At 33.3% G+C, this 22,520-nt stretch carries 22 protein-coding genes; 7 read left to right on the forward strand and 15 right to left on the reverse strand.

The features are described 5' to 3' along the window. Positions 1-27 precede the first annotated feature (27 nt). From CS884_RS07270 to CS884_RS07295, 6 genes are all read right to left on the reverse strand, one after another. A complete protein-coding gene (locus CS884_RS07270) occupies positions 28-813 on the reverse strand; it encodes an ABC transporter ATP-binding protein (RefSeq protein ID WP_099321220.1) in 786 nt (261 codons plus the stop codon). Positions 814-923: 110 nt separating this feature from the next. Then, positions 924-1,754 (reverse strand): energy-coupling factor transporter transmembrane protein EcfT, encoded by an 831-nt coding sequence (locus CS884_RS07275; protein ID WP_099321221.1) that lies wholly within the window; start codon positions 1,752-1,754, stop codon positions 924-926. Then, complete coding sequence (locus CS884_RS07280) at positions 1,744-3,456, reverse strand: ABC transporter ATP-binding protein (protein ID WP_099321222.1); 1,713 nt, start codon at positions 3,454-3,456, stop codon at positions 1,744-1,746. The genes CS884_RS07275 and CS884_RS07280 overlap by 11 nt, the downstream gene beginning before the upstream one ends. Before the next feature lie 2 nt (positions 3,457-3,458). Further along, a complete protein-coding gene (locus tag CS884_RS07285) occupies positions 3,459-4,013 on the reverse strand; it encodes an ECF-type riboflavin transporter substrate-binding protein (protein ID WP_099321223.1) in 555 nt (184 codons plus the stop codon). A gap of 8 nt (positions 4,014-4,021) precedes the next feature. Then, a complete protein-coding gene (locus CS884_RS07290) occupies positions 4,022-4,861 on the reverse strand; it encodes an S-adenosyl-l-methionine hydroxide adenosyltransferase family protein (protein WP_099321224.1) in 840 nt (279 codons plus the stop codon). A 121-nt stretch (positions 4,862-4,982) separates the two neighbouring features. Then, complete coding sequence (locus CS884_RS07295; protein ID WP_099321225.1) at positions 4,983-5,753, reverse strand: hypothetical protein; 771 nt, start codon at positions 5,751-5,753, stop codon at positions 4,983-4,985. A gap of 282 nt (positions 5,754-6,035) precedes the next feature. Here CS884_RS07295 and CS884_RS07300 point away from each other — a divergent pair, with 282 nt between their 5' ends. After that, positions 6,036-6,938, forward strand: coding sequence for a helix-turn-helix domain-containing protein (locus CS884_RS07300; protein WP_099321226.1), 903 nt, complete (start codon positions 6,036-6,038; stop codon positions 6,936-6,938). A gap of 57 nt (positions 6,939-6,995) precedes the next feature. On the opposite strand, the gene CS884_RS07305 is transcribed toward CS884_RS07300, so the two are convergent. The 7 genes from CS884_RS07305 to uvrB all read right to left on the reverse strand — a co-directional run bounded on the left by CS884_RS07305 (position 6,996) and on the right by uvrB (position 14,874). Beyond that, entirely contained in the window at positions 6,996-8,171 is a 1,176-nt protein-coding gene (locus CS884_RS07305; protein WP_099321227.1) for an ABC transporter permease, read from the reverse strand. Beyond that, entirely contained in the window at positions 8,164-9,054 is an 891-nt protein-coding gene (locus CS884_RS07310) for an ABC transporter ATP-binding protein (RefSeq protein ID WP_099321228.1), read from the reverse strand. The genes CS884_RS07305 and CS884_RS07310 overlap by 8 nt, the downstream gene beginning before the upstream one ends. 94 nt (positions 9,055-9,148) lie before the next feature. Further along, a complete protein-coding gene (locus CS884_RS07315; protein WP_073998293.1) occupies positions 9,149-9,355 on the reverse strand; it encodes a helix-turn-helix transcriptional regulator in 207 nt (68 codons plus the stop codon). Positions 9,356-9,368: 13 nt separating this feature from the next. Further along, entirely contained in the window at positions 9,369-9,686 is a 318-nt protein-coding gene (locus CS884_RS07320) for a DUF6442 family protein (RefSeq protein WP_099321229.1), read from the reverse strand. A 117-nt stretch (positions 9,687-9,803) separates the two neighbouring features. Beyond that, positions 9,804-10,076, reverse strand: a complete 273-nt coding sequence (locus CS884_RS07325) for a hypothetical protein (protein WP_099321230.1) — start codon at positions 10,074-10,076, stop codon at positions 9,804-9,806. Between the two features lie 9 nt (positions 10,077-10,085). After that, the gene (gene uvrA / locus CS884_RS07330) at positions 10,086-12,905 is read right to left on the reverse strand and encodes an excinuclease ABC subunit UvrA (RefSeq protein WP_099321231.1); all 2,820 of its coding nucleotides are present in this window, start codon (positions 12,903-12,905) and stop codon (positions 10,086-10,088) included. Between the two features lies 1 nt (position 12,906). Beyond that, complete coding sequence (uvrB, locus tag CS884_RS07335; protein ID WP_099321232.1) at positions 12,907-14,874, reverse strand: excinuclease ABC subunit UvrB; 1,968 nt, start codon at positions 14,872-14,874, stop codon at positions 12,907-12,909. A gap of 199 nt (positions 14,875-15,073) precedes the next feature. Between uvrB and dhaK the strand changes: the two genes are divergently transcribed. Genes dhaK through dhaM form a run of 3 tightly spaced genes read left to right on the forward strand, consistent with a single transcriptional unit; the run spans position 15,074 to position 17,029 of the window. After that, positions 15,074-16,051, forward strand: a complete 978-nt coding sequence (gene dhaK / locus CS884_RS07340) for a dihydroxyacetone kinase subunit DhaK (protein ID WP_099321233.1) — start codon at positions 15,074-15,076, stop codon at positions 16,049-16,051. Next, entirely contained in the window at positions 16,051-16,650 is a 600-nt protein-coding gene (gene dhaL / locus CS884_RS07345) for a dihydroxyacetone kinase subunit DhaL (RefSeq protein ID WP_099321234.1), read from the forward strand. Before dhaK ends, dhaL begins: the two co-directional genes overlap by 1 nt. Further along, on the forward strand, positions 16,643-17,029 hold the full coding sequence (dhaM, locus tag CS884_RS07350; protein ID WP_099321235.1) for a dihydroxyacetone kinase phosphoryl donor subunit DhaM: 387 nt from the start codon (positions 16,643-16,645) through the stop codon (positions 17,027-17,029). The genes dhaL and dhaM overlap by 8 nt, the downstream gene beginning before the upstream one ends. A gap of 1,344 nt (positions 17,030-18,373) precedes the next feature. Here the strand turns inward: dhaM and CS884_RS10630 are convergent. Further along, positions 18,374-18,535: a hypothetical protein gene (locus tag CS884_RS10630; RefSeq protein WP_180753310.1), complete on the reverse strand. Its 162-nt coding sequence runs from the start codon at positions 18,533-18,535 to the stop codon at positions 18,374-18,376. A gap of 117 nt (positions 18,536-18,652) precedes the next feature. Between CS884_RS10630 and CS884_RS07355 the strand changes: the two genes are divergently transcribed. From CS884_RS07355 to CS884_RS07365, 3 genes are read left to right on the forward strand one after another with little or no spacing between them, the layout of a single operon-like run. Then, entirely contained in the window at positions 18,653-18,949 is a 297-nt protein-coding gene (locus tag CS884_RS07355) for a helix-turn-helix transcriptional regulator (RefSeq protein WP_099321236.1), read from the forward strand. After that, complete coding sequence (locus CS884_RS07360; RefSeq protein ID WP_099321237.1) at positions 18,950-19,177, forward strand: heavy-metal-associated domain-containing protein; 228 nt, start codon at positions 18,950-18,952, stop codon at positions 19,175-19,177. Positions 19,178-19,183: 6 nt separating this feature from the next. Then, a complete protein-coding gene (locus CS884_RS07365; protein ID WP_099321238.1) occupies positions 19,184-21,031 on the forward strand; it encodes a heavy metal translocating P-type ATPase in 1,848 nt (615 codons plus the stop codon). Between the two features lie 321 nt (positions 21,032-21,352). Here the strand turns inward: CS884_RS07365 and CS884_RS07370 are convergent, their stop codons facing one another. After that, on the reverse strand, positions 21,353-22,051 hold the full coding sequence (locus CS884_RS07370; protein WP_099321239.1) for a hypothetical protein: 699 nt from the start codon (positions 22,049-22,051) through the stop codon (positions 21,353-21,355). Positions 22,052-22,520 lie beyond the last annotated feature (469 nt).

Here is a 22,520-nt window from a genome sequence, read left to right on the forward strand (position 1 = left end):
TATGTTAGTTTCCTTTTCTAGTTCATATTACTTTATCTTTGATTTAACATCAAGGTTAATTTGTTTTATTAACTCATTTCTTAATTTTAAAGCTTCAACATCGTCAAATTGATTATCACGACTTAGCTCCCAATCCTTTTTTGCCTTGTAATCAAAAATTATATGGCTTGGAGATTGACCTAAAACAAGTATCCTATTTCCTAGTAAAATCGCCTCGTCAACATCGTGAGTTACAAAAAATACGGTCTTTTTTTCTTCTTCCTTATCCCAAAGATCCTTAATCAAATCTTGAAGCCTTGCTCTTGTTACAGCATCGAGAGCGCCAAATGGTTCATCCATCAACAATATCGGAGGATTTGTGCTTAGAGATTGGGCTATTGCACATCTTTGCTGCATACCACCAGATAATTCTTTGGGAAATTTATCATAAACTTCACTTTCTAGACCAACTGCATCTATCATATCCAAGGCTTTTTCTTTTAATTTATTTTTATCTTCAGATGGAAAACACTGCTTTAGGGCAAGCATTATATTTTCTCCAGCACTCATCCAAGGATATAAGCCGTAATCTTGAAATACAACTCCTCTTTTTAGGCTAGTTCCTTTGATTTCTTCACCATCTATGGTAATTTTCCCTCCAGTTGGCATTTCAAGTCCTGCTAAAAGTCTAAGCAAGGTACTTTTACCACATCCAGATTGTCCCAAAATACAGACAAATTCTCCAGAATTAATTTCTGTTGTAATATCATTAAGAATAAGTTTACCGCCTTCTTCATAAGCAAAAGATAAATTTTTTATACTTATATCACTCATTATCTCTCCAATCTTATTTACTGCTAAAAATTTTACTAATATATAATATAATACACTTTATAAAATATAAAAAAAGAAATCCCCAAAAAATTGAGAATTTCTCTTTATCTTTAAATAAATGGATTATAAAATCTTCCTTTGTTTACTACAAATAATGCGATTCCAATTGCAAATATAATTATAGTAAAAATAATTGCAACAACATCTATTCTTTTAAAAGGTCTGTAGGATATCCATGTTCTGGTTTTTTCTTTGCCAAATCTTCTTAGTTCCATTGCCTGGCTTATGGTTTCTATCCTCGCTAGACTGTCAAATATCAAAGGCAAGATTATGTTTGATGAGGCTTTTATTCTATCTATGAGATTAGCTTTTTTGCTCATTTCTATTCCTCTAGCTTGACTTGCTAGTCTTATGTCGTTGTATGAATTTTGTATGTCTGGTATATACCTTAAGGCCAAGGCCACTGCGTAGCTTATCTTATAGGAAATGCCAATTTTATTTAATGAGCTTGCAAATTCGCTTGGATTTGTCGTAAAGATAAATATTAGGGCAAGAGGTATGGTTACAAAATATTTTATCAAAACATTTAGCTCATAAAAAACTTGCTCATAGGTTAGGCTATATCTACCAAAACCTTCTCTAATTACTGTTCTTGACCCATAAAGGCCTACCCCATATTCTGGCTCAAATATATAAATTGCTAAGATATTTAGGATTGAAAATATCAGCACAAATTTTAATACAAGAGATATGCTTTCGTAGGGGATTTTTGCAATGCTAAAGCAAATTATCGATAAAATAGTTAGCAAAAGCAAAAATCTTATATCGTAGGACATCATGGAAATTATCGAAAGAAGCAAAAAAGAAATTAACTTTGTAGTTCCCGAAAGTCTATGGATTATGGTGTCTTTATCAATATATCCTAGTATTTTATCGTTCATAGTTTCCTCTTTCGTAGCTTATAAATTTCTCTATAAATTCCTGTGGATTATAGGAAATCTTTTTTGCCAACTTGTAAAGGCTTGTTTCTGTAAGAGAAGCTTTTTCTAAAAGCTCGGAATTTGCAAAAAGTTCCTTGGCAGATGTATCCGCCAAAAGCTTGCCATTGGCAATTACTAAAGTCCTATCAGTATATTCTTGGATCAGGTGCATATCGTGAGAAATCATTAATATTGTCAAATTTAATTTTTTATTTAAGCTTTTGATAAATTCCATAATTTCTGTGTAATGCTTATAATCCTGGCCTGCAGTTGGTTCATCAAGGATTAGAATTTGTGGATCCAAAATCAAAATTGATGCAATAGTTACTCTTCTTTTTTGTCCATAAGAAAGTGCTGCAATTGGCCAATTTCTAAATGGGTAAAGCCCACAAATTTCCAGGATTTTTTTTGTTTTTTCCTTGATTTCTTCTTCTTTTACATTTCTAAGTTTTAGGCCAAAGGAAACTTCTTCTATAACACTTGTCTTAGAAATCATTGCATTTGGATTTTGCAAGCAAAAACCGATTTTTTCGGCGATTTCTTTTATGGATTGATTTTTAATGTCCTTGTTAGCTAGGATAATTTCTCCACTTGTTGGTCGAATAAAACCACAAAGTAATTTTGCTAGAGTTGATTTACCAGCTCCGTTTGGTCCAACAAGACTTACTATATCGCCCTTATTTATGGTAAAGGATAAATCTTCTAAGGTCTTTTTGTTTTTTCCATAAGAAAAGCAAAGATTTTTAATCTGTAAAATAGGATTTTTTTTACTTAAATCTTCCTGAACTTTTACTGAATCTGCCCAATTTTTTATTTTACTTAGGTCATTTCCCAAAATATTTGTATCTTCAAAATTTGACAAACTATCATATTTCCCAACATCCACTTTGCTATAATCTAATGCCTTGATATAAAGAGGTTTTCTAACTCCAATTTCATCCAAAAGATTCCTCTTTAATAGATCGCTTGTTTTTCCATCAAAAATAAGTTTGCCATCATCTATTATCAATATCCTATCAGGCTTCATATTTAGAGCTTCTTCAAGCCTATGCTCGATTACTATAATACTGCAACCATAGTTTTGATTAAGTTTATCGACAAGTTTCATTGTTGATAGTCCGCTTGCTGGATCAAGATTTGCCAAAGGCTCATCAAGTAAAAGTATAGGCGTATGAGAAACCAAAACTCCAGCTAAAGAAACTCTTTGCTTTTGTCCACCAGATAATTCTCCTGGTTTTTGTCCTAGTAAATCTTTTATAGCCAAAACTTCCGCCCATGAATTTACTTCTTTAAGCATCTCATCTTTTTTAACGTTGTCATTTTCAAGAGAAAAAGCTATATCTTCAGCAACAGTCAAGCCTACAAATTGTCCATCTGTATCTTGCAAAACAGTTCCAACTTTAAGTGATAGGTCAAAAATCGAAGATTCTTTTATATCTTTATCACAAATTTTGACATCACCTTTTATATCCCCATCGTAAGTATTGGGAATCTGAGCATTTATAGCTTTTGCTATTGTTGATTTGCCCGAGCCACTAGGGCCAATTATTAGGATTTTTTCTCCTTCTTTTATGGTAAAATCAATGTCTATGAGAGTTGGACTTTTTTGTGACTTGTATTTAAATGTAAAATTAGTAAAATTTATTTCTCTATTATTGGTCAAATTTAATCTCTTTGTAAACTATTATCTGGTGTTTGTGTTTTTGTAAAGGCAATAATTAAAATTGTTCCCAAGATTGCAACAGCTAGTGAATTCATCAATGCTGCAACAATTCCTTGCAAAAATACTTTATTAGCTGGTTCTTGGTAAATTAATATATCCAAAGTTGGAGCTACAAGTGCCCAAGCGATAAGATTTGTAATTAATTGTCCAATATTAAACTTAATAATGTCAGATTTGGTAAAAATTCCCTTGGCAACATTTAAGCTCTTGCCAACTAATCCATAACCAACTCCTGTAATTCCAGAAGAAATTACCCAGCTAATCCACAAACCATAAGTTAATAAATCCTTAATTCCATGTCCTATTAAACCAATTAATCCACCTACAACTGGTCCAAAAATTACTGACATTAAAGCCAAAAATGGATATGTTGTTTCAAGTGATGTATTTGGTATGCCAACTGGAATTGATAAGAAACGTCCTAAAATGAAAAATACTGCGGCACCAATGCCTATTGCTACGATTTTTGTAATTGTTGATTGATTTTTAAAATTCATAATAACTCCTAAATAATTTTTTCTACTTCAATTGTCCAATCTGAACCAGTTCCAATGTTATAAGTTTTTGAAAAATTGCTTTGATTTATGGCAATTCCAAGATTTATAAGGGAATTTATATAAGCTACAACTTCTCCTTCTTTCACATCAGAAAAACTATGGCCAAATTGTATGTGATTTTCGTATTTTTTCGTATCTTTGTAATAAATTCTAATTTTTAAACTATCTCCGGTGTGAATATTATTTTCACTTAGCAAATCAGCTGGAATATTTGTCCACAAAGATCCAAATCTTATATCGAGAATATCAACTGTGCCTTTGATTAAGCCATTATTAGCTCTTGCTTCATTGATATCAAAACTTACGATTTTTTCCTTGTCATAATCTTGCAAAGTCTCATAATAAGACGGATTTGATGCTATTTTTGCAGCATTATAAGTATAAACATCACGACCGTGGAAGGTGTGAGATTTCTCAGAAAAAGGCAACCTATTGTTGTTTTCGTCAATAAGCTTACAAGATTTTATCCCAATATATTTTTTGATATGAGATAAGGTTCCATTATCTGGACTTACTATATAATGATCTGTCATAGTTTTTACTGCAATTGACTTACGGTTTGAACCAACTCCAGGATCCACAACAGAAACAAAGACTGTTTCTTTTGGCCAATATTTTATTGTTTGAATAAGCCTATAACTAGCCTCAAAAATATTATATGGCATAATTTCATGGGTCAAATCATCAACTTTAATTTCAGAATCGACCATATTAGCCACTCCATGCATTGCAGATACGGCTCCATCTCCCAGACCAAAATCCGATTGAATAACTAATAACTTACTCATAAAACCTCCTTTATAATAATATATTATAATTGATTTTTATTAATTTTAAAATATTCGTTGAATTTTTATTTTTTTTTATTAATTAGAATTTTGACAAAAAAAGAAAAGCTAGCAACTAGCTTTATCTTTTTACTCTTATATATCTCATTGGATTATACATTGCCCAGGTAGAATTTGTCAATAAATCTACTCCAAAAATTATATTTACGTCATTTTCTTTGATGTTTGGATTAACTTCTACCTTTGATAAGAAAATTTCATCTTGATCTATTTTTACTTTCAAAGGAGTTCTTAAGGTTAAATTTTCATTTCCCAGATCTAGCATATCGAGCGTTTTATCTTTTTCATCTTTTGAGATTAATTTATCAAATATTTCTTTTTTAACACAAGTAATAGGTCTTGATGTATCAAGGCTTGCAAGCATTCTTTCTCCTTCAAATTCAACATTTATAACTAGAGAATTTGGCTTATCTTTGGCCTTAGTTTCTCTAAAATCGTCAATTTGAACTTGAAAATCTCCTATTCTAAGATCTCCCCTAAAGCAAAGCTGGCTTATTATATTCCAACCCAAAATCATATCAGCTGGAAATTTATTGCCCAAAGGATCTGCCATTAAATCAAAACTCTCATCGCTTGCTACAATTACTGGAGCTGACCCAATTTCAAGGCCTCCAAGTTTTAAATTTACCCTTGCTCTTCTCCATTTTCTTTTTTCGTCTATATATTTTTCATCGATATATTTGACATCAATAGTATCTGCGATTGACTGTTTTAGAAGGCTATTGCCTCTTGTATCAAACATAGTAGTTACTTCTTTGCCAGAAACCAAAGTTTCTAAAAAAATGTAATTTAGGTATTTTTTGTCAGATAGTGGTATTTTGGTAAATTTCATTAATTCTCCTTTTAATTATCTCTTTCTTAATCAAATAATTTCTCTTATATTTCTAACTTTCAAAATTTAAAAACTTTTGTAAAGAAAAATTTTCCCATAAATTCTTATCTTTTTATTATTATACCAAATATATATTTTGGGGTATATGATTTATAGATAGTTTGCAAAAAAACAGCTAAAATTACAATAATGCAACTGGCAGTTGACAAATTTCCTAATCAAATTGGTGGAATGACAGGGCATTTTTTCATAGAATATAGATGAGAAATTAAGGAGGATTTTATGATTTTAGCAGATAAAATTATTAATTTAAGAAAAAAAGAATCAATGACCCAAGAAGATTTGGCAGCAAAAATAGGAGTTAGTCGTCAATCTGTTTCTAAGTGGGAATCCACTATGGCCATGCCTGATTTGGATAAGATAGTGAAGCTTTCTCAAATTTTTGGAGTTAGCACGGATTTTCTATTAAATGACAAATTAGGAATGGAGGCTATTATAGTAGAAGATAGTGTAAGTGAAAGTAATGTCAAAACGATTGATAGTGAAATGTTAAACGACTATCTTAAAATCTATGATAAGATTGCTGTTAATGTAGGATTAGCTATTTCTCTTTTGGTATCATCACCTATCCCAAGCACTTTGTTAAATAATCCAATAGGAAGTATTTTAACTCTAAGTTTTGTCGCTTTAGCAGTCGGACTTTTCCTTATTTCGGGGTTTAGCTCACAAAAATATGACTTTATAGAAAAAGAACCTTATGATTTTTCCTATGGAATTGAAGGAGTGATTAACAAAAATATGGATGAATATAAGCCCATTGTTAGTAGAAATGTAATAATTTCAATAGCAATCTTTATTCTTTCTCCACTAATAATAATGATTTTTGAAAATAAAATTAATGATGATATATTGACAAGTATTTTTCTTTTCATAATAAGCCTAGGAGCTTATATAATAAGTCATACTATGGTCAAAAACTCAGCTTTTCAAGATCTATTAAAATACAGAAATCCAAAAGAGCAAATAAAGGATAATAGATTGGCAAAAGCGTCAGGAATTCTTTGGGTTTTAGCAATTGGACTTGTTATAATACTTGGCTATCAAACAGGCAATTGGGAAAAAAGTTGGATTCCAATTATCGCAGCTATAGTTATACAAATATCCATGGTTATATTTTTTGATTAATATAGAAAGCAATAAAATTCCCTCAATTTAAAAAAATTGGGGGAATTACTTTTAATATTATTTTTTCTTTTTGAAGAAAAATCCTTCAGTTGAATAGTTTAGGATATTTTTCTTGTAAACTTTCTCTCCAAATTTATAGAATAAAAAGATGGCTACAAGAAGTATTGCTATGGCAATTATTCCTGAAAGTAAATTTGCATAACCATTTAAAAGCCTTAATGGCATAAAGAATGTCGATGCAAATGGAAGATATGAGAGGATCTTTGAAATGATCACATCTCCCTTGTTCATCAAAGTCATTGCTAAGAAAAACATTATGACAATGCCCATTGTTAAAGGCATGCCCATCTTTCCAGCATCTTCAATTTTTGTTGCAAATGAGCCTAGCATTCCAGCGACAACTAAAAATAAGAAGATTCCTAGCAAAAACAATACTATAATCTCAGCAAAAATGGCAAGAGAATTTGCATTTACAGAAAAATCTAAAGGCAGACCATCAAGTATACCATAAGCTTTTGCTATGTTGAATCCTATAGTTCCCATTATTATATAAATTGCAATTTGTACAAGAACTGCCCCGAAATTCCCAAGAATTTTGCCTTCAAAATAATCTCCAGGTCTAACTGATGAGAAAATAAATTCTATCATCTTTGTACCCTTTTCTGTAGCTGTTTCTGTTAATATAACATTGATAAAGGTTAGAGTTATCATATACATCAGTATCAAAAATACAAAATAAATCGCCATTCCTAAGAATTTATTGTCCTGATTTTTATCTGCAATTTGGTTAATTACAGGACTTTTTGCCAAAGATTTAACTTGATCTTCTTTTAGATTTGCATTTTTCATATTAATGCCATTTTGAATTTGACCTAAAGTGCTTTGTAGGATGACTTTCTCGCTCATAGAAGCCTTGCCCTCAAAATAATCTGCCACAACAATTCCATCTTCTTCTCTTACCTTTGCATAAGAAGATACTTCCTTATCGTCCAATAATTTCTTTAGCTCTTCTTCGCTTGTAATTTTAAAGTCATAGTTAGGATTATCTTCAAAATATGCTTTAAGATTATCATCAGTAACTATTGCCATGTTCCCAGCCGAAGAACCTGTAAAATAGCCAATCAAAAGAGAAATTGCCATCATTATTATTGGAAATAAAACCATAAACCAAAAAGCTCCCGATTTTATTTGTCTAAGGAAAGTCTCTCTTGCAACAATTTTCATTCTATTCATAGCTTTCCACCACCTTTGCAAAAATTTCGTTTAAACTTGGTGCTTGTTGGTTAAATTGATAAACAAAGCCACATTTTTCAGAAATTTCTTTAAATAAATCTTTGGAATCTTCTTCATCAAATAATTCTATTTGCCAAATATTTCCTATTTTTTTGTAGGCTTTGACCTTTCCTTCAATTATTGGGGAAATATCCTTATCAGTTTCTATGATGACTTTTTCTCTGGCAAAAGAATTTCTTACCTCATTTGGACTTCCATTTAAAACCACCTTGCCATTTTTAAGCATCACAAGTTTGTTGCATAAGCTTTCGATATTTTCCATATTGTGAGATGAAAATAAAATGGTCATTCCCATGGCATTTAATTCTTTAATGATATCTTCTAAAAGTCTGATATTGTAAGGGTCAAGTCCTGATAATGGTTCATCAAGGATTACAAATTCAGGCTTATAGATAATTGCTGCTAGAAGTTGAGTTTTTTGTTGGTTACCTTTTGATAGAGATTTGATTTTATCAGTAAGTTTTCCCTTAATTTCAAATCTATCAAACCATCTTTGAAGCTCGTCCTTGTCCAAATTTTTCATTTGGTTAAGTCTTGCAAAATATCTTATTTCTTCTTCTATGGTCTTTTTTGGTGAAAGTGATCTTTCTTCTGGCAAAAATCCGATTTTTTCTAGGGGAATTTTTGCTATTGGCTCATTATCGTATAAAATTTCGCCCTCATAATCGTCAAAAAAGTTCATCATGCACCTAAAAAGCGTAGATTTTCCTGCCCCATTTTGACCAATCAAGCCGAAGACATCACCTTTTTCAACTGTAAAAGAGACATTATCCAAGGCTTGAACTTTGCCAAAAGATTTAGATATGTTGATTATCTCAATCATAGCTTTACTCCTTTATAATATATTGTTAATAATTTTTAATGAATAATTAATATTTTCTAATAATTTTACTTTCATTTGTCAGTGCTTGACATTGCTAAAAATAAAATAAATCCTCAAATTTTTCATCCAAGGCTATACACAAAATCAATGCCAGCTTGGCAGTTGGGTTAAACTGACCAGTTTCAATTGAACTAATAGTGTTTCTAGAAACTCCTACTTCATCGGCTAACTTTTGTTGGGAATAACCCTTGGCTTTCCTTACTTCTTTTAGCCTATTTTTTAGTATCAATTCTTCATTCATAGGTGAACCTTTATTAGTTAAAACTCATAAAATGAGCGATAAGACTTAGTATTGCACCAAGGGAGAATATTATTCCCAAAACTAGGTTATTCTTTTCTTTGATATATTTATATCTAACTATGTTCATAGTTCCCATAATAGCAAAGTATATGGCTTGAGCACCAAAATTATAAGTATTGAAAAAAAATTGATCTCCAGCTACTATTACAGCAGTCACAAATAGTCCTACTTGACTTGAAATCTTGCCTGCTTTTGTCAATGCATCTAATAGATATTCATCATTTTTCTCATAATCCTTTCTGCTTTTTGCCAGTATCTCTTCTCTGTCCACATTTTTCTCCTTATTGACAAGTATACTTGGTAATTTAATTATACATATGCCAAGTGTACTTGTCAACAAGAAATTTTTAAGACAAAAAAGAGACGAGCATATGTTCGTCTCCTAGATTTATTTCTCAATATCGTCTAAGTTTAATTTGCTTATGTCGTCAATTCCCACAGATTTTAGTAAGTCGTCAATTTCTTTTGAATTTGCATTTATTTTTGCAATTAGATCTTTGGCTTTATCTTCTGTTAGATTGTCTAAGTTTATATCTTTTAGTCCTGGAATTTCATTTGGTAAATCAATCAATAAATCATTGCCATCTCCAAAAGAAAAGCTTACTGGTCTGCCATTTTTGCTTGTATCAATTTTATTATCTCTTTTATCTTCTAATCCCATATTTTTCTCCTATTTTTTTAATATTTTCTTTAAATATTTGCCTGTATATGAATTTTTGTTCTTGGATACCTCTTCAGGAGTGCCAGATGCTACTAAATTGCCCCCACCATCTCCTCCTTCAGGTCCAAGGTCGATTATATAATCAGAAACTTTTATAACATCAAGATTATGCTCAATTACAACGACTGTGTTATTTTGATCGACCAAACGATTTAAAACATCGATTAGTTTGTGGACATCTGCCATATGAAGGCCTGTGGTTGGCTCATCTAATATATAAAGTGTTTGTCCTGTGCCGACTTTGGAAAGTTCTGTTGCAAGTTTTACCCTTTGAGCTTCTCCTCCAGATAATTCGGTTGACGGTTGGCCAATTTTAATATAACCAAGTCCAACATCGTATAGACTTTGCAATTTTCTAACTATTGGCGGATGATTTTCAAAAAATTCTAAGCCTTCTTCGACAGTCATATCCAAAACTTCAGAAATATCCTTGCCCTTATATTTTACCTCAAGAGTTTCTCTGTTGTAACGCTTGCCATGGCAAACTTCGCATGGCACATATACATCTGGCAAAAACATCATATCTACCTTGATTGTACCATCACCAGAGCAAGCTTCACAACGACCGCCCTTGACATTAAAGGAAAATCTGCCTTTGGCATAGCCACGCATTTTTGCTTCGTTGGTCATGGCAAAAACATCTCTAATATGGTCAAAAACTTTGGTGTAAGTTGCAGGATTTGACCTTGGAGTTCTGCCTATTGGCGATTGGTCAATAGCTATTATTTTGTCGATTTTTTCAAGGCCTAAGATCTCATCGTGTTTTCCTGGTCTTATTTTTGTTTTGTTTAATTTTTTGGTTACGGTTTTATATAAGATTTCATTAATAAGTGAGGATTTGCCAGATCCAGAAACTCCCGTTACAGATGTTAGGACTCCAAGAGGAATTTTTACATCGATTCCTTTTAGATTATTTTCTCTAGCTCCCTTGATCTCTATAAAATCATTGCTTGTTCGTCTTTTTTGAGGTAGGGCAATTTTTTTCCTGCCGGATAAATAATCTCCAGTTATGGAATTTTTGCAATTTATTAAATCATCAACACTTCCCTTTGCCACAATTTCACCGCCGTGGATGCCTGCCAAAGGTCCAATATCTACCAAATAATCGGCAGCTCTTATGGTATCTTCGTCATGCTCTACTATTATTAGAGTATTTCCAATATCGGTTAGATTTCTCAAAGATTTGATCAATTTGTCATTATCTCTTTGGTGAAGGCCAATTGACGGTTCATCAAGGACGTAGCAAACTCCCACAAGACCTGAGCCTATTTGTGTAGCAAGCCTTATTCTTTGACTTTCTCCGCCTGATAAGGTTGAGGCCTTACGATTTAATGACAGATAGGAAAGTCCAACATCATTTAAAAATTTAAGCCTTGCCTTGATTTCATTTACAATAAGCTCGGCAATTTGAGCTTTCATTGGCGAAAGTTTTAGATTTTCAAAAAATTCTAAGGATTTTTCTACAGATAAGCTTGTAAGTTCGGAAATATTGGTATCGGCAATTTTTATAGCCAAAACTTCTGGCTTTAGCCTATCGCCATGGCAAGTTTGACATTCTTCCTCGCTCATATATAATCTAAATTTTTTCCTTACATCTTCTGAATTGCTTCTTTGGTATCTGTCGTGGAGATTTTTTAAAACTCCCTCAAATTTGGCAGTGTATCTTTTTCTGCCGGAAAAATGACTGTCAAAGACAAAGGTAATTTCTTTTTTTGTCCCATAAAGAATCTCATCGATCATCTTTTTCGGCGCATTTTTTATCGGTTCATCAAGTGAAAAATCGTAAGTTTTTGCTATGGCATTTATAACTTCATTGTAGTATGTTCCTTTGCCTGCAGAAGCATAAGGTTCTATTGCTCCTTGGTTGATGGATAAATTTTTATCTGGGATTATCAAATCTTTGTCGATTTGTAGATGAAAACCAAGTCCATTACAATCTGGACACATACCCAAAGGTGCGTTAAAAGAAAACATATTTGGGCTTATTTCTGGCAAAGACATATGGCCATCAGGGCAGGCAAGTTTGCTGCTCATTAGGATTTCTCCACCGTCTATTATATCGATTATTACAAGTCCATCGGAAAGATTTAGGGCAGTTTCTATGGAATCTGAAAGTCTAGTGTTGATATTTTCTTTTACTACGATTCTATCGACAATTATTGAAATGTCGTGCTTTTTTGTTTTGGAAAGCTCTATTTCATCTTCCAAATTATGAATTTCTCCATCTACAAGAACTCTTACAAAGCCTTGTTTTTGAATATTTGCCAAAGCTTTTTTGTGTGTTCCTTTTTTCTCACGAATTACTGGAGAAAGTATTTGTATTCTTGTTTTTTCAGGTAATTCCAAAACCCTATCGACCATTTGGTCTATGGATTGAGCCTCGATTTTTTTGCCACAAACTGGACAATAAGCATCTCCAATTCTTGCAAAGAGAAGCCTATAATAATCGTAAATTTCTGTAACTGTCGCCACAGTTGACCTTGGGTTTCTGTTGGTTGTTTTTTGATCGATTGAAATGGAAGGAGAAAGCCCTTCTATAGAATCACAATCTGCCTTATCAAGATTTCCTAAAAATTGTCTGGCATAGGATGATAAGCTTTCCACATAGCGCCTTTGTCCTTCTGCATAAATTGTATCAAAGGCTAAAGTGGACTTCCCACTTCCGGAAAGTCCTGTAAAAACAATCATTTTATCCCTTGGCAATCTTAGGTCGATATTTTTTAGGTTGTTGGTTCTTGCACCTTTTATAACTATATCATGTTCTGTCAATTTATACTCCTGGGAAATTTTCTTTCATTTTCTTTATCTGATCGCGAATATTGGCAGCTCTTTCAAAGTCCAATTCCTCAGCCGCCTTATACATTTGCGCCTCAAGATTAATAATTATTGTATCTATATCATCAGCTGTAAATTCTTCAATGTCATTATCTTCCAATTTCTTTGTAACTTGAATCATCTGACCGATATTTTTTCTAATTGTAGTTGGGGTAATCTTGTGTTTTTTGTTAAATTCCGTCTGAATTTCACGTCTGCGTTTCGTTTCATCCATTGCAACTTTCATAGAGCCTGTAATGCTATCTCCATAAAGAATTACGTGTCCCTCGGAATTTCTGGCAGCTCTTCCTATGGTTTGGATTAGGGATCTTTCACTTCGCAAAAATCCTTCCTTATCTGCATCTAGAATTGCAATAAAACTTACTTCTGGTATGTCAAGACCCTCACGTAAGAGGTTGATTCCAACTAATACATCAAATTCTCCAAGTCTAAGCTCTCTTATAATTTCACTTCTTTCGATGGTTTTTATATCAGAGTGTAAATATTTTACCTTGATGCCATTTTGGGTAAGATAAGTTGTCAAATCCTCTGCCATTTTCTTAGTAAGTGTTGTAACAAGGGTCCTATCGCCTTTTTCGGTCGTCTTATAAATTTCATTCATCAGATCGTCAATTTGATTTTCTGTTGGACGAACTTCAACTTTTGGATCCAAAAGTCCAGTTGGTCGTATGATTTGATCGACCATTTGACCCTTGGTTTTTTCCATTTCGTAAGGTCCTGGTGTTGCTGAAACGTAAATTGCTTGATTGATTAAACTTTCAAATTCGGCAAATTTTAATGGTCTATTATCAAGAGCTGAAGGAAGTCTAAAACCATAATCAACCAAATTTTGCTTACGACTCCTATCTCCCTCATACATTCCACCAACTTGTGGAATTGAAACATGGCTTTCATCGACCATTAGCAAAAAATCTTTTGGAAAATAATCTATAAGTGTGTAAGGTCTGGAACCTGGTGCTCTTTGGCTAAGGTGTCTTGAATAATTTTCAATTCCAGAGCAAAATCCAATTTCCTTTAGCATTTCTATATCATAACGAGTTCTTTGCTCAAGTCTTTGAGCTTCGAGAAGTTTATTCTCCCTATTTAATTCATCTAAGCGCTCAGCAAGTTCTTCTTCTATGGTTATAATAGCTTTTTCGGTTTTTTCGCTAGTTGTGGCATAATGACTTGCCGGATAAATATAAGCATGGCTTAGTTTTGCCGTAACTTTGCCAGTTAATGAGTCAAATTCAGAAATTTCTTCTATTTCATCGCCAAAAAACTCAATTCTTATAGCTTTTTGGTCAAAGCCTGCTGGGAAAATATCCAAAATATCTCCACGCCTTCTAAAAGTTCCACGATCAAAGTCGATATCATTTCGCACATATTGAACGTCGATTAGCTTTCTCATAACTTCTTCTGGAGCAATTTCCTGGTTAGGACGAAGGCTTACCACAAGTTTTTTGTAATCAATCGGATCTCCCAAACCATAAATACAAGAAACACTTGCCACAATAATTACATCTTTTCTTTCAAAAAGCGCCATGGTTGCAGAATGTCGCATCTTATCAATCTCATCGTTGATTGAAGAATCCTTGGCAATATAAGTATCAGTTGCGGCAACATAAGCTTCTGGTTGGTAATAATCGTAATAGGAAACAAAATATTCCACAGCATTATCTGGGAAAAATTCCTTAAATTCTGTAAATAATTGGTAGGCCAAAGTCTTGTTATGAGCCAAAATAAGGGTCGGCCTTTGAACTTTTTCAATAACATTTGCCATAGTAAAAGTCTTACCAGAGCCTGTAACTCCTCGCAAAATTTGGTGTTTTTTGCCGGAAATTAGCCCTTGGGATAATTTTTCAATAGCCTCTGGCTGATCGCCTTTAGGCTTATAGCTAGAATTTATTTTAAATTTCTGCAAAAAATTTTCCTTTCTTAATTTTTAAAATATATAAAAAACTCAGGATAAAAATCCTGACTAATAATTTTCAAAGTTCAAGTAAAATATACTATTTTACTAGGTTTTTTCAATTATCATAAATTATTAGAAAAAGATTTTTTGGGTATATATCTATCAGAGGAATCGGAAAATTTAAGAAAGGATTAGAAAGGTAGAAAATATGAAAAAATTAATCAACAATCCGCAAAATATCGTAGATGAAATGCTAGATGGACTTGTAAAGGCAAATCCTAAGGAAATTGTAAGACTTGAAAACACCAACGTTATCGCAAGAATTGATGCGCCAGTTGCTGGCAAAGTTGGTCTTATCTCTGGTGGTGGCTCAGGTCATGAACCAGCTCACGCAGGTTATGTTGGTAAAGGTATGCTAGATTGTGCTGTAGCAGGTGATATCTTTACATCTCCAACTCCAGATCAAGTTTTAGAAGCTATCAAAAAAGCAAATTCAGGCAAGGGCGTATTTATGGTAATCAAAAACTACCAAGGCGACGTTATGAACTTTGAAATGGCTGGAGAAATGGCTCAAATGGAAGGCATTGACGTTGATTATGTCATTGTTAACGACGATATAGTTGTTGAGAAAAAAGAAGATAGACGTGGCGTTTGTGGTACACTATTTGTTCACAAAACTCTTGGTGCAATGGCAGAAAATGGTGCAAGCCTAGCTGAAATCAAAGAAATGGCAGAAAAAATCGTAAAAGATATCAAATCTATCGGCATGGCAACAAAACCTTGCATAAATCCAGCAGATGGCAAAGAAAGCTTTACTTTAGCAGATAACGAAATAGAAATGGGTATCGGTATCCACGGCGAAGAAGGTATCCAAAAAGAAGAAATGAAAACTGCTGATGAAATCGTAAAGGAAATGGTTGACAGACTCCTAGTAGAAATAGAAGATAAAGATAGCGAATATGCAGTATTTGTAAACGGCATGGGCGCAACACCAGAAATGGAACTTTATATAATAAACAATTCCCTAGCAGATTATCTAAAAGAAAAAGGCATCAAAGTTGCTAGAACTTATATAGGAAACTTCATGACCAGTATGGATATGGCAGGATTTTCAATCACCCTTTATAGAGTTGACGAAGAAAGACTAAAATTATTAGATCAAGAAGTTCACGTAGTGAGGAAATAATGGAAATAAAAAAAGTACAAGAAATTTTAAACAAAGTTTCAGATGAGATTATAGCAAACAAAGATTATCTAACAGACCTTGATAGATCAATAGGCGATGCTGACCACGGAGTAAATATGGCAAAGGGTTTTGGTTTTGCCAAAGAAGCTATTGAGGGCGAATTTTCCGATTACAAATCTTTGTTTATGAAAATTTCTATGACCCTAATTTCCAAAGTTGGTGGAGCAAGTGGCCCACTTTATGGAACATTTTTCATGAAATTTGCTCAAGAATTAAATAATATAGAAGATTTAAACCGCGAAGTTTTAAACAAAGCTTTCCAAAGTGGAGTTGAGGGTGTTAAACAAAGGGGCAAGGCAAATCTTTTGGATAAAACCATGGTCGATGTCCTAGAACCAGTTGCCGATGCACTTAACGAAGGCAAATCTTATAAAGAAATTATAGAGCTTGCCAAAGAAAAAATGGAAAAAACCAGCGAATACAAGGCAAACAAGGGACGTGCTTCCTATGTTGGAGAAAGATCAATTGGTCATATAGACCCAGGTGCAGCAAGCTCTTATTTGATGATAAAAACTGCTTTTGGAGAATTAAATGATTAATATTCTAATAACAAGTCATAGCAATAAGCTTGCCCAAGGCCTTACAGAACTAATTTCGCAAATGGCAGCAAATGTGAGAATAGAATATTCTGGTGGCACAGAAGATGGAGAACTTGGCTCAAACTTTGAAGAAATAAACCAAAAAATGACAGAACTTGCCGAAGATGGTCTAGTAGTATTCTTTGACCTAGGTTCATCAATGATGAATTGCCAAATGGCTTATGATATGCTAGATGAAAATCTCAAGGAAAAAGTCATAATAGCAGGCTCTCCTCTTGTAGAATCTGCCTTTGAAATAGCAATAGACATTAATGAAGATACAAAATTAGAAGAAATAAAAGAAAAAATAGCTTCTTATCATATGAATAAGCTAGCATAAAAACAAAAAAATCGACTAGGGAAAGCCTAGTCGATTTTTTTAATAGAAATTTTTAAGCTAATTTTTTTATTAATCACGATATATGATATATGTCTTATATTTCTATATTAATTTAATTTCTCGCCTCCGTCCTTGGAGGGCGGCTTTAAGGGACTTTCGATTGTCCCTCCAAAGCCCCCTCCAAACCACCCAGCAAACGACACCCTATAAACGACCATTGCATGGAGCAATAAATGTAGGAATTGCTTCGCAATGTCCTATTTGAAAACCTAGAACCACCTGGCATGTTGAGCGAGCGAAGCGAGTCGAAACATCTCCTTGGAATTGGAAAATATTTATAAAAAAACACTCCCAAGATCCTTCGACTCCAGTTTGCAAAAGCAAACTTCCGCTCAGGATGCCAGCTGAGTATAAGTGTTTTAGGAAAATAGAAAAATTTGGTGTCTTTTAATTTATCATAATTTTAATGATAGCCTTCGTCCTTGGAGGGCGGCTTTAAGATTGAGTTATAAAAAATAAAAATAAAAGTATATACATATTTTTTTATTGATTATATAATAATTTAATATCTTTTATGTTTTCTTTTTTTTAATAAATTGCCTTCGTTTTTGGAGGGCGGCTTTAAGGGACTTTCGATTGTCCCTCCAAAGCCCCCTCCAAACCACCCAGCAAACCTCACCCTATAAACGACCATTGCATGGAGCAATAAATGTAGGAATTGCTTCGCAATGTCCTATTTGAAATTATCATCACAAATTCGAGACAAAAAACTGACTGATTTTTCAAACTTTTTAAAACTATTTTTCAAAAAAAGAATTCGCGGAGCGAACTTCTTCTGCTCATTGCTCCACGCAGTGGCGGCGGGAGATAAAAGCCCATTGATTTTGGGCTTTTATCCCGAAAACAGAGTGCGGTAGCACGTAGGAGCTTCGAAGAAGCGAGTTTTCGTAGAACAAGGGTAAGGGGGTTTGGGGGAGATAAACACCCATTGATTTTGGGTGTTTATCCCGAAAACAGAGTGCGGTAGCACGGAAGAGCTTCGAAGAAGCGGGTTTTCGTGGGACGTAGGGGTCTGTCCTCCAGAAGCCGGACGGGCTAGTAACCCCTCGTCCCTACGCCCCAAAAACGAAGCAATTTTTTTAAATAATAGAATAATAAAAGAAATCTAATTATTATTAAATTCACAATAAAAAAATATTTCTATGTTTTTATTTTGATTTTTTTAAACCCAATCTTAAAGCCGCCCTCCAAGGACGAAGGCATATTATTAAAAAGATTGAATCATAAAAGAAATTAAATAACTAAATAATCTAAAAATAAAAAATATTCCCTCTACCAAAAAATTCACATTGACATATAATTCTCACCTTTTTTTGACCTTATAAATAAAATCAAGCCTATTAGCAAGAAGAAAAATCCAACTCCGCCTTGTTTTTTAAAAAATAGTACAACTGATGCAATGATTGCTATTATCGCTCCTATTTGTTTTAATTTTTTATCATCCATATTATTCCTCGCTTTTCTTTTTAATACTTATACCCAAAATCAAAAATTTTTTCTTGACAAAATAAATATATGAGTTACAATAAATATGAACATATGATCATATGAATAGAGGTGTATATGAAAACTTTAACTGACGAAGAAATAATTTTCGATCTGGCAGATTTATTTAAGCTTTTTGGAGATTCGACAAGACTTAGGATTTTAAATGAGCTTTTTAATGGCCCAATGAGCGTTGGTGACATAGCCGAAGACTTGGAAATGAGCCAATCAGCCATAAGTCACCAGCTGAAAAGTTTAAAGGATAATAATTTAGTTGCTTCAAAAAGAGATGGCAAGTCCATATTTTATTCACTTGCCGATGACCATGTTAAAACAATTTTTAAAAGTGGATTAGAACACATAAAGGAGAAATAAATGAAATACAAATACAATATAGAAAGCGAAAATTTATGCCCACATTGCGCTACAAAAATCGAAGATGCTATGAAAAAAATTGATGGCGTTATAGATGTCAATCTTTCAGCTCTTACAAGAAAATTAAAGCTAGAAACAACTGACGATGCTGATATAGAAAATATCATGGAAGAAGCAAATCGCCTTGCAGAAAAATACGAACCAGGAACAAATTTTGTCAAAAAGTAGGCTATTATGTTTAAGCAGATAACAGAAAATCACAGAAAAACACTCACAAAACTAATTTTTCTTGGGATTTTTACCTTATTTTCATATCTACTTTCTAGAAATATTTCAAATAAAACTTTGATGATGATAATTTTTTTAGCCATTTATTTATTGGCTGGCTGGGAAATAATCACAAAAGGTATTAAGGGAGTCATTAACGGCCAAGCGCTCGATGAGAATTTTCTTATGTCCATAGCTTCCCTTGCGGCTTTTGCCCTTGGAGAATATGTAGAGGCCATAGCGGTTATGCTTTTTTATAGCTTTGGAGAATTATTTGAGGAAATTGCATCTTACAGATCTAGAAAAAATATCGAAAATTTGATAAATTTGGTTCCAGATATTGCAAATATAGTAAATGAAAATGGTGAAATTTCCCAAGTTGACCTTGACGATATAAAAGTTGGCGATATACTTTTGATTCGTGATGGGGAAAAAGTTGGAGTTGATGGCGTAGTTGTCGAAGGAGAAGGACTGATCGATACTTCTTCTGTAACTGGTGAATCTATGCCGGTTGAAGTTTCTATCGGCTCAGAAATAATTTCATCTTCAATTATGAAAGAAGGAATTATAAAAATTCGTGCAGAAAAAGAATTTGAAGATTCACTTGCGGCAAAGATTATGGAGCTAATTGAAGATTCCGCTTCAAGCAAATCACAAAGCGAAAAAACCGTAAGCAGATTTGCCAAAGTTTATACGCCAATAGTTGTTGGTATTGCCTTGTTAGTGGCAATAGTTCCCCCAGTATTTTTTAACAAAAATCTCTACGATTATATCTTTAGGGCGGCAACCTTTTTGGTAATATCTTGTCCTTGCGCCTTGGTCCTATCCGTTCCACTAACATTTATGTCAGGCCTTGGCCTTTCTAGCAAAAATGGAATATTGATTAAGGGTAGCCAATGTTTTGAAGCCTTGGATAAGTCCAAAGTCCTACTTTCAGATAAAACTGGAACTCTAACAACTGGCGAATTTGAACTAAAAGATATTATTTATTATGGAGAAGAAGATAAGGAAAAAATTCTCGACTACATCTACAATATAGAGCTAATGTCAACTCATCCCATAGCCCAAGCGGTTGTAAAATCCCTAGATAGAGAAGAAAAACCTCAATTATTTAAAGAAATTTCAAACGAAAAAGGTCTTGGCGTAAAAGCGGAAACCAATGATGGTAGATTAATAAAACTTGGATCTAAAAAATTTGTAGAATTTGACCAAGAAGAAAACCAAAGAGCAATTTATCTATCAATTGATGGTAAAATTTGTGCGAAAATAATAATTGAAGATCAAATAAAAGCAAATTCCAAAAAAACCTTACAAAGACTAAAAAAACATTTCACAGACATTGCAATTGTCTCTGGCGATTCTGAAATACCAGTTAAGGAAACTTCAAAGGCCTTGGGTCTTGACAAATACTATGCAGAAGTAATGCCTGATGAAAAACTAAAGATTATGGAAAATTATCAACAATCTGGTCAAAAAGTAGTATTTGTTGGCGATGGCATCAACGATGCACCAGTTTTGACCAAGGCAGATCTTGGAATTTCTATGGGCGAGGGAGCAAGCGATTTGGCTATAGAATCTTCCGACATACTAATTGTAAATGGCGAATTTGAGCAAATGGGTAAGCTAATGGACATAGCTGATGTCACCAACAAAACTGTCAAAAATAATATTATTTTTATACTTTCAATAAAAATTGCCATCTTGATTTTGGGCCTACTAGGCTTTGCCAATATGTGGCTAGCAATCTTTGGAGATGTTGGAGTATCAATAATAGCAGTCCTTTATTCAATGAGAATACTAAAAATCAACATATAAAAAACAGACCTAGGGTTAAAATCATAAACTAATTTGCTCTTTATTGGATCAGATTAGTTGATTTTAACCAAGGTCTTTTTCTTTATATTTTTTCATACATCTCTAAAAATTTTTCTAAACTCAAATAAAGAAATTTCAATTTTTGAGGAGATAAGGTAAAAGCATTGATGCCTTCTTCTTGTAAATACCCCTCGAATTCGAGGGGGTTAAAGTTTGGATTGTTTAATCGATAATCCTTTAGCGGAAATTTCTTCTTTTTTTATTTTTGACAATTTTCTCCTCCATATTCTCTTTGAATTTTGCAATAATCAAATAATAATATCACTGATAATGCAATTGGTTAAAAACTTCGTCTTGGTACTTATTCCACAAAATAAAACCGTCAGTTTTATCTTCCGTTGAATCTTCTAATTTGTAATTATCTTTTAGCTTTGTTTGCTCTTTTGGCAAAAATTCTTCTGGTGTTTTGGGGATAAATAAATAATAATCAGCATCAGCCTTAATTCCCAAGGCAAAATCCACATTAAAATGCGTGCCATCGTGGGCGCCATACTTTGACGTGATGGTAAATTCCTCCATTTGCATCATTAGCACATAGTCATTAACTTGCTTAACGAGTTTAAATTTCCCCTCAAAAGTTGATTCGTGAATTTCTCCAACCAAATACCAATTTTTGGCATATTGGTCTAGCCCTCCATCAAAACCGTCATTTTTGATTGTCCCAAGATATGAACCATGGAAATTTCCATCTTCATCAAAAATAATCTCAGTCCGACCCGTATCCTCACCATAATTTCTAATAAGTTTTTGCCCCTTTAGCTTATCAAAAATAAAGGCTGAAAGCTTATTAAGATCGTGAATTTCTTCAGATTTAGCTTCCAATTTTTCAGTTTTAGGCAAGGATTGTGGTTTTTCGCTTATAGTTCCACAAGAAGTTAAAAAGAAAATGCCAAATATTACGAGAATTGATTTTTTAAGGAATTTTATTTTTTTATTGTATTTAGAAAAATTTTTAGTCATAATTGCTCCAGTGGTGGTAAAAGTTTTGGATCTTTTTTATTTTTTTCTAGTCTTTAGGATAATTATATACTATATGAGGTGAAGTTAAAAATTTAATATTATTAAATGAATCGATATCTTTTATGTTTTCGGTTTTTTAATAAGTTGTCTTCGCTCTTGGAGGGCGGCTTTAAGGGACTTTCGATTGTCCCTCCAAAGCCCCCTCCAAACCACCCCGCAAACCTCACCCTTAAACGACCATTGCATGGAGCAACAATGGTAGGAATTGCTTCGCAATGTCCTATTTGAAAATAAAGTTAGAAAATTGGAATAAAAAACTGACTGATATTCTAAAGTGTTTATAACTCAATTATTTCAAAAAAAAGAATTCGCGGAGCGAACTTCTTCTGCTCATTGCTCCACGCAGTGGCGGCGGGGGTAACAAGGGTAAGGGGGTTTGGGGGAAGGGACGTAGGGGTCTCCGTAACCC

Source organism: Anaerococcus sp. Marseille-P3625 (genome assembly GCF_900232825.1).
Lineage (GTDB): Bacteria > Bacillota > Clostridia > Tissierellales > Peptoniphilaceae > Anaerococcus.

Coding starts and splice junctions, on each gene's coding strand:
- CS884_RS07270 (WP_099321220.1), bottom strand. CDS start 813: ATGAGTGATATAAGTATAAAAAATTTATCTTTTGCTTATGAAGAAGGC.
- CS884_RS07275 (WP_099321221.1), bottom strand. CDS start 1,754: ATGAACGATAAAATACTAGGATATATTGATAAAGACACCATAATCCAT.
- CS884_RS07285 (WP_099321223.1), bottom strand. CDS start 4,013: ATGAATTTTAAAAATCAATCAACAATTACAAAAATCGTAGCAATAGGC.
- CS884_RS07290 (WP_099321224.1), bottom strand. CDS start 4,861: ATGAGTAAGTTATTAGTTATTCAATCGGATTTTGGTCTGGGAGATGGA.
- CS884_RS07295 (WP_099321225.1), bottom strand. CDS start 5,753: ATGAAATTTACCAAAATACCACTATCTGACAAAAAATACCTAAATTAC.
- CS884_RS07300 (WP_099321226.1), top strand. CDS start 6,036: ATGATTTTAGCAGATAAAATTATTAATTTAAGAAAAAAAGAATCAATG.
- CS884_RS07305 (WP_099321227.1), bottom strand. CDS start 8,171: ATGAATAGAATGAAAATTGTTGCAAGAGAGACTTTCCTTAGACAAATA.
- CS884_RS07310 (WP_099321228.1), bottom strand. CDS start 9,054: ATGATTGAGATAATCAACATATCTAAATCTTTTGGCAAAGTTCAAGCC.
- CS884_RS07315 (WP_073998293.1), bottom strand. CDS start 9,355: ATGAATGAAGAATTGATACTAAAAAATAGGCTAAAAGAAGTAAGGAAA.
- CS884_RS07325 (WP_099321230.1), bottom strand. CDS start 10,076: ATGGGATTAGAAGATAAAAGAGATAATAAAATTGATACAAGCAAAAAT.
- dhaK (WP_099321233.1), top strand. CDS start 15,074: ATGAAAAAATTAATCAACAATCCGCAAAATATCGTAGATGAAATGCTA.
- dhaL (WP_099321234.1), top strand. CDS start 16,051: ATGGAAATAAAAAAAGTACAAGAAATTTTAAACAAAGTTTCAGATGAG.
- dhaM (WP_099321235.1), top strand. CDS start 16,643: ATGATTAATATTCTAATAACAAGTCATAGCAATAAGCTTGCCCAAGGC.
- CS884_RS10630 (WP_180753310.1), bottom strand. CDS start 18,535: ATGGATGATAAAAAATTAAAACAAATAGGAGCGATAATAGCAATCATT.
- CS884_RS07355 (WP_099321236.1), top strand. CDS start 18,653: ATGAAAACTTTAACTGACGAAGAAATAATTTTCGATCTGGCAGATTTA.
- CS884_RS07360 (WP_099321237.1), top strand. CDS start 18,950: ATGAAATACAAATACAATATAGAAAGCGAAAATTTATGCCCACATTGC.
- CS884_RS07365 (WP_099321238.1), top strand. CDS start 19,184: ATGTTTAAGCAGATAACAGAAAATCACAGAAAAACACTCACAAAACTA.
- CS884_RS07370 (WP_099321239.1), bottom strand. CDS start 22,051: ATGACTAAAAATTTTTCTAAATACAATAAAAAAATAAAATTCCTTAAA.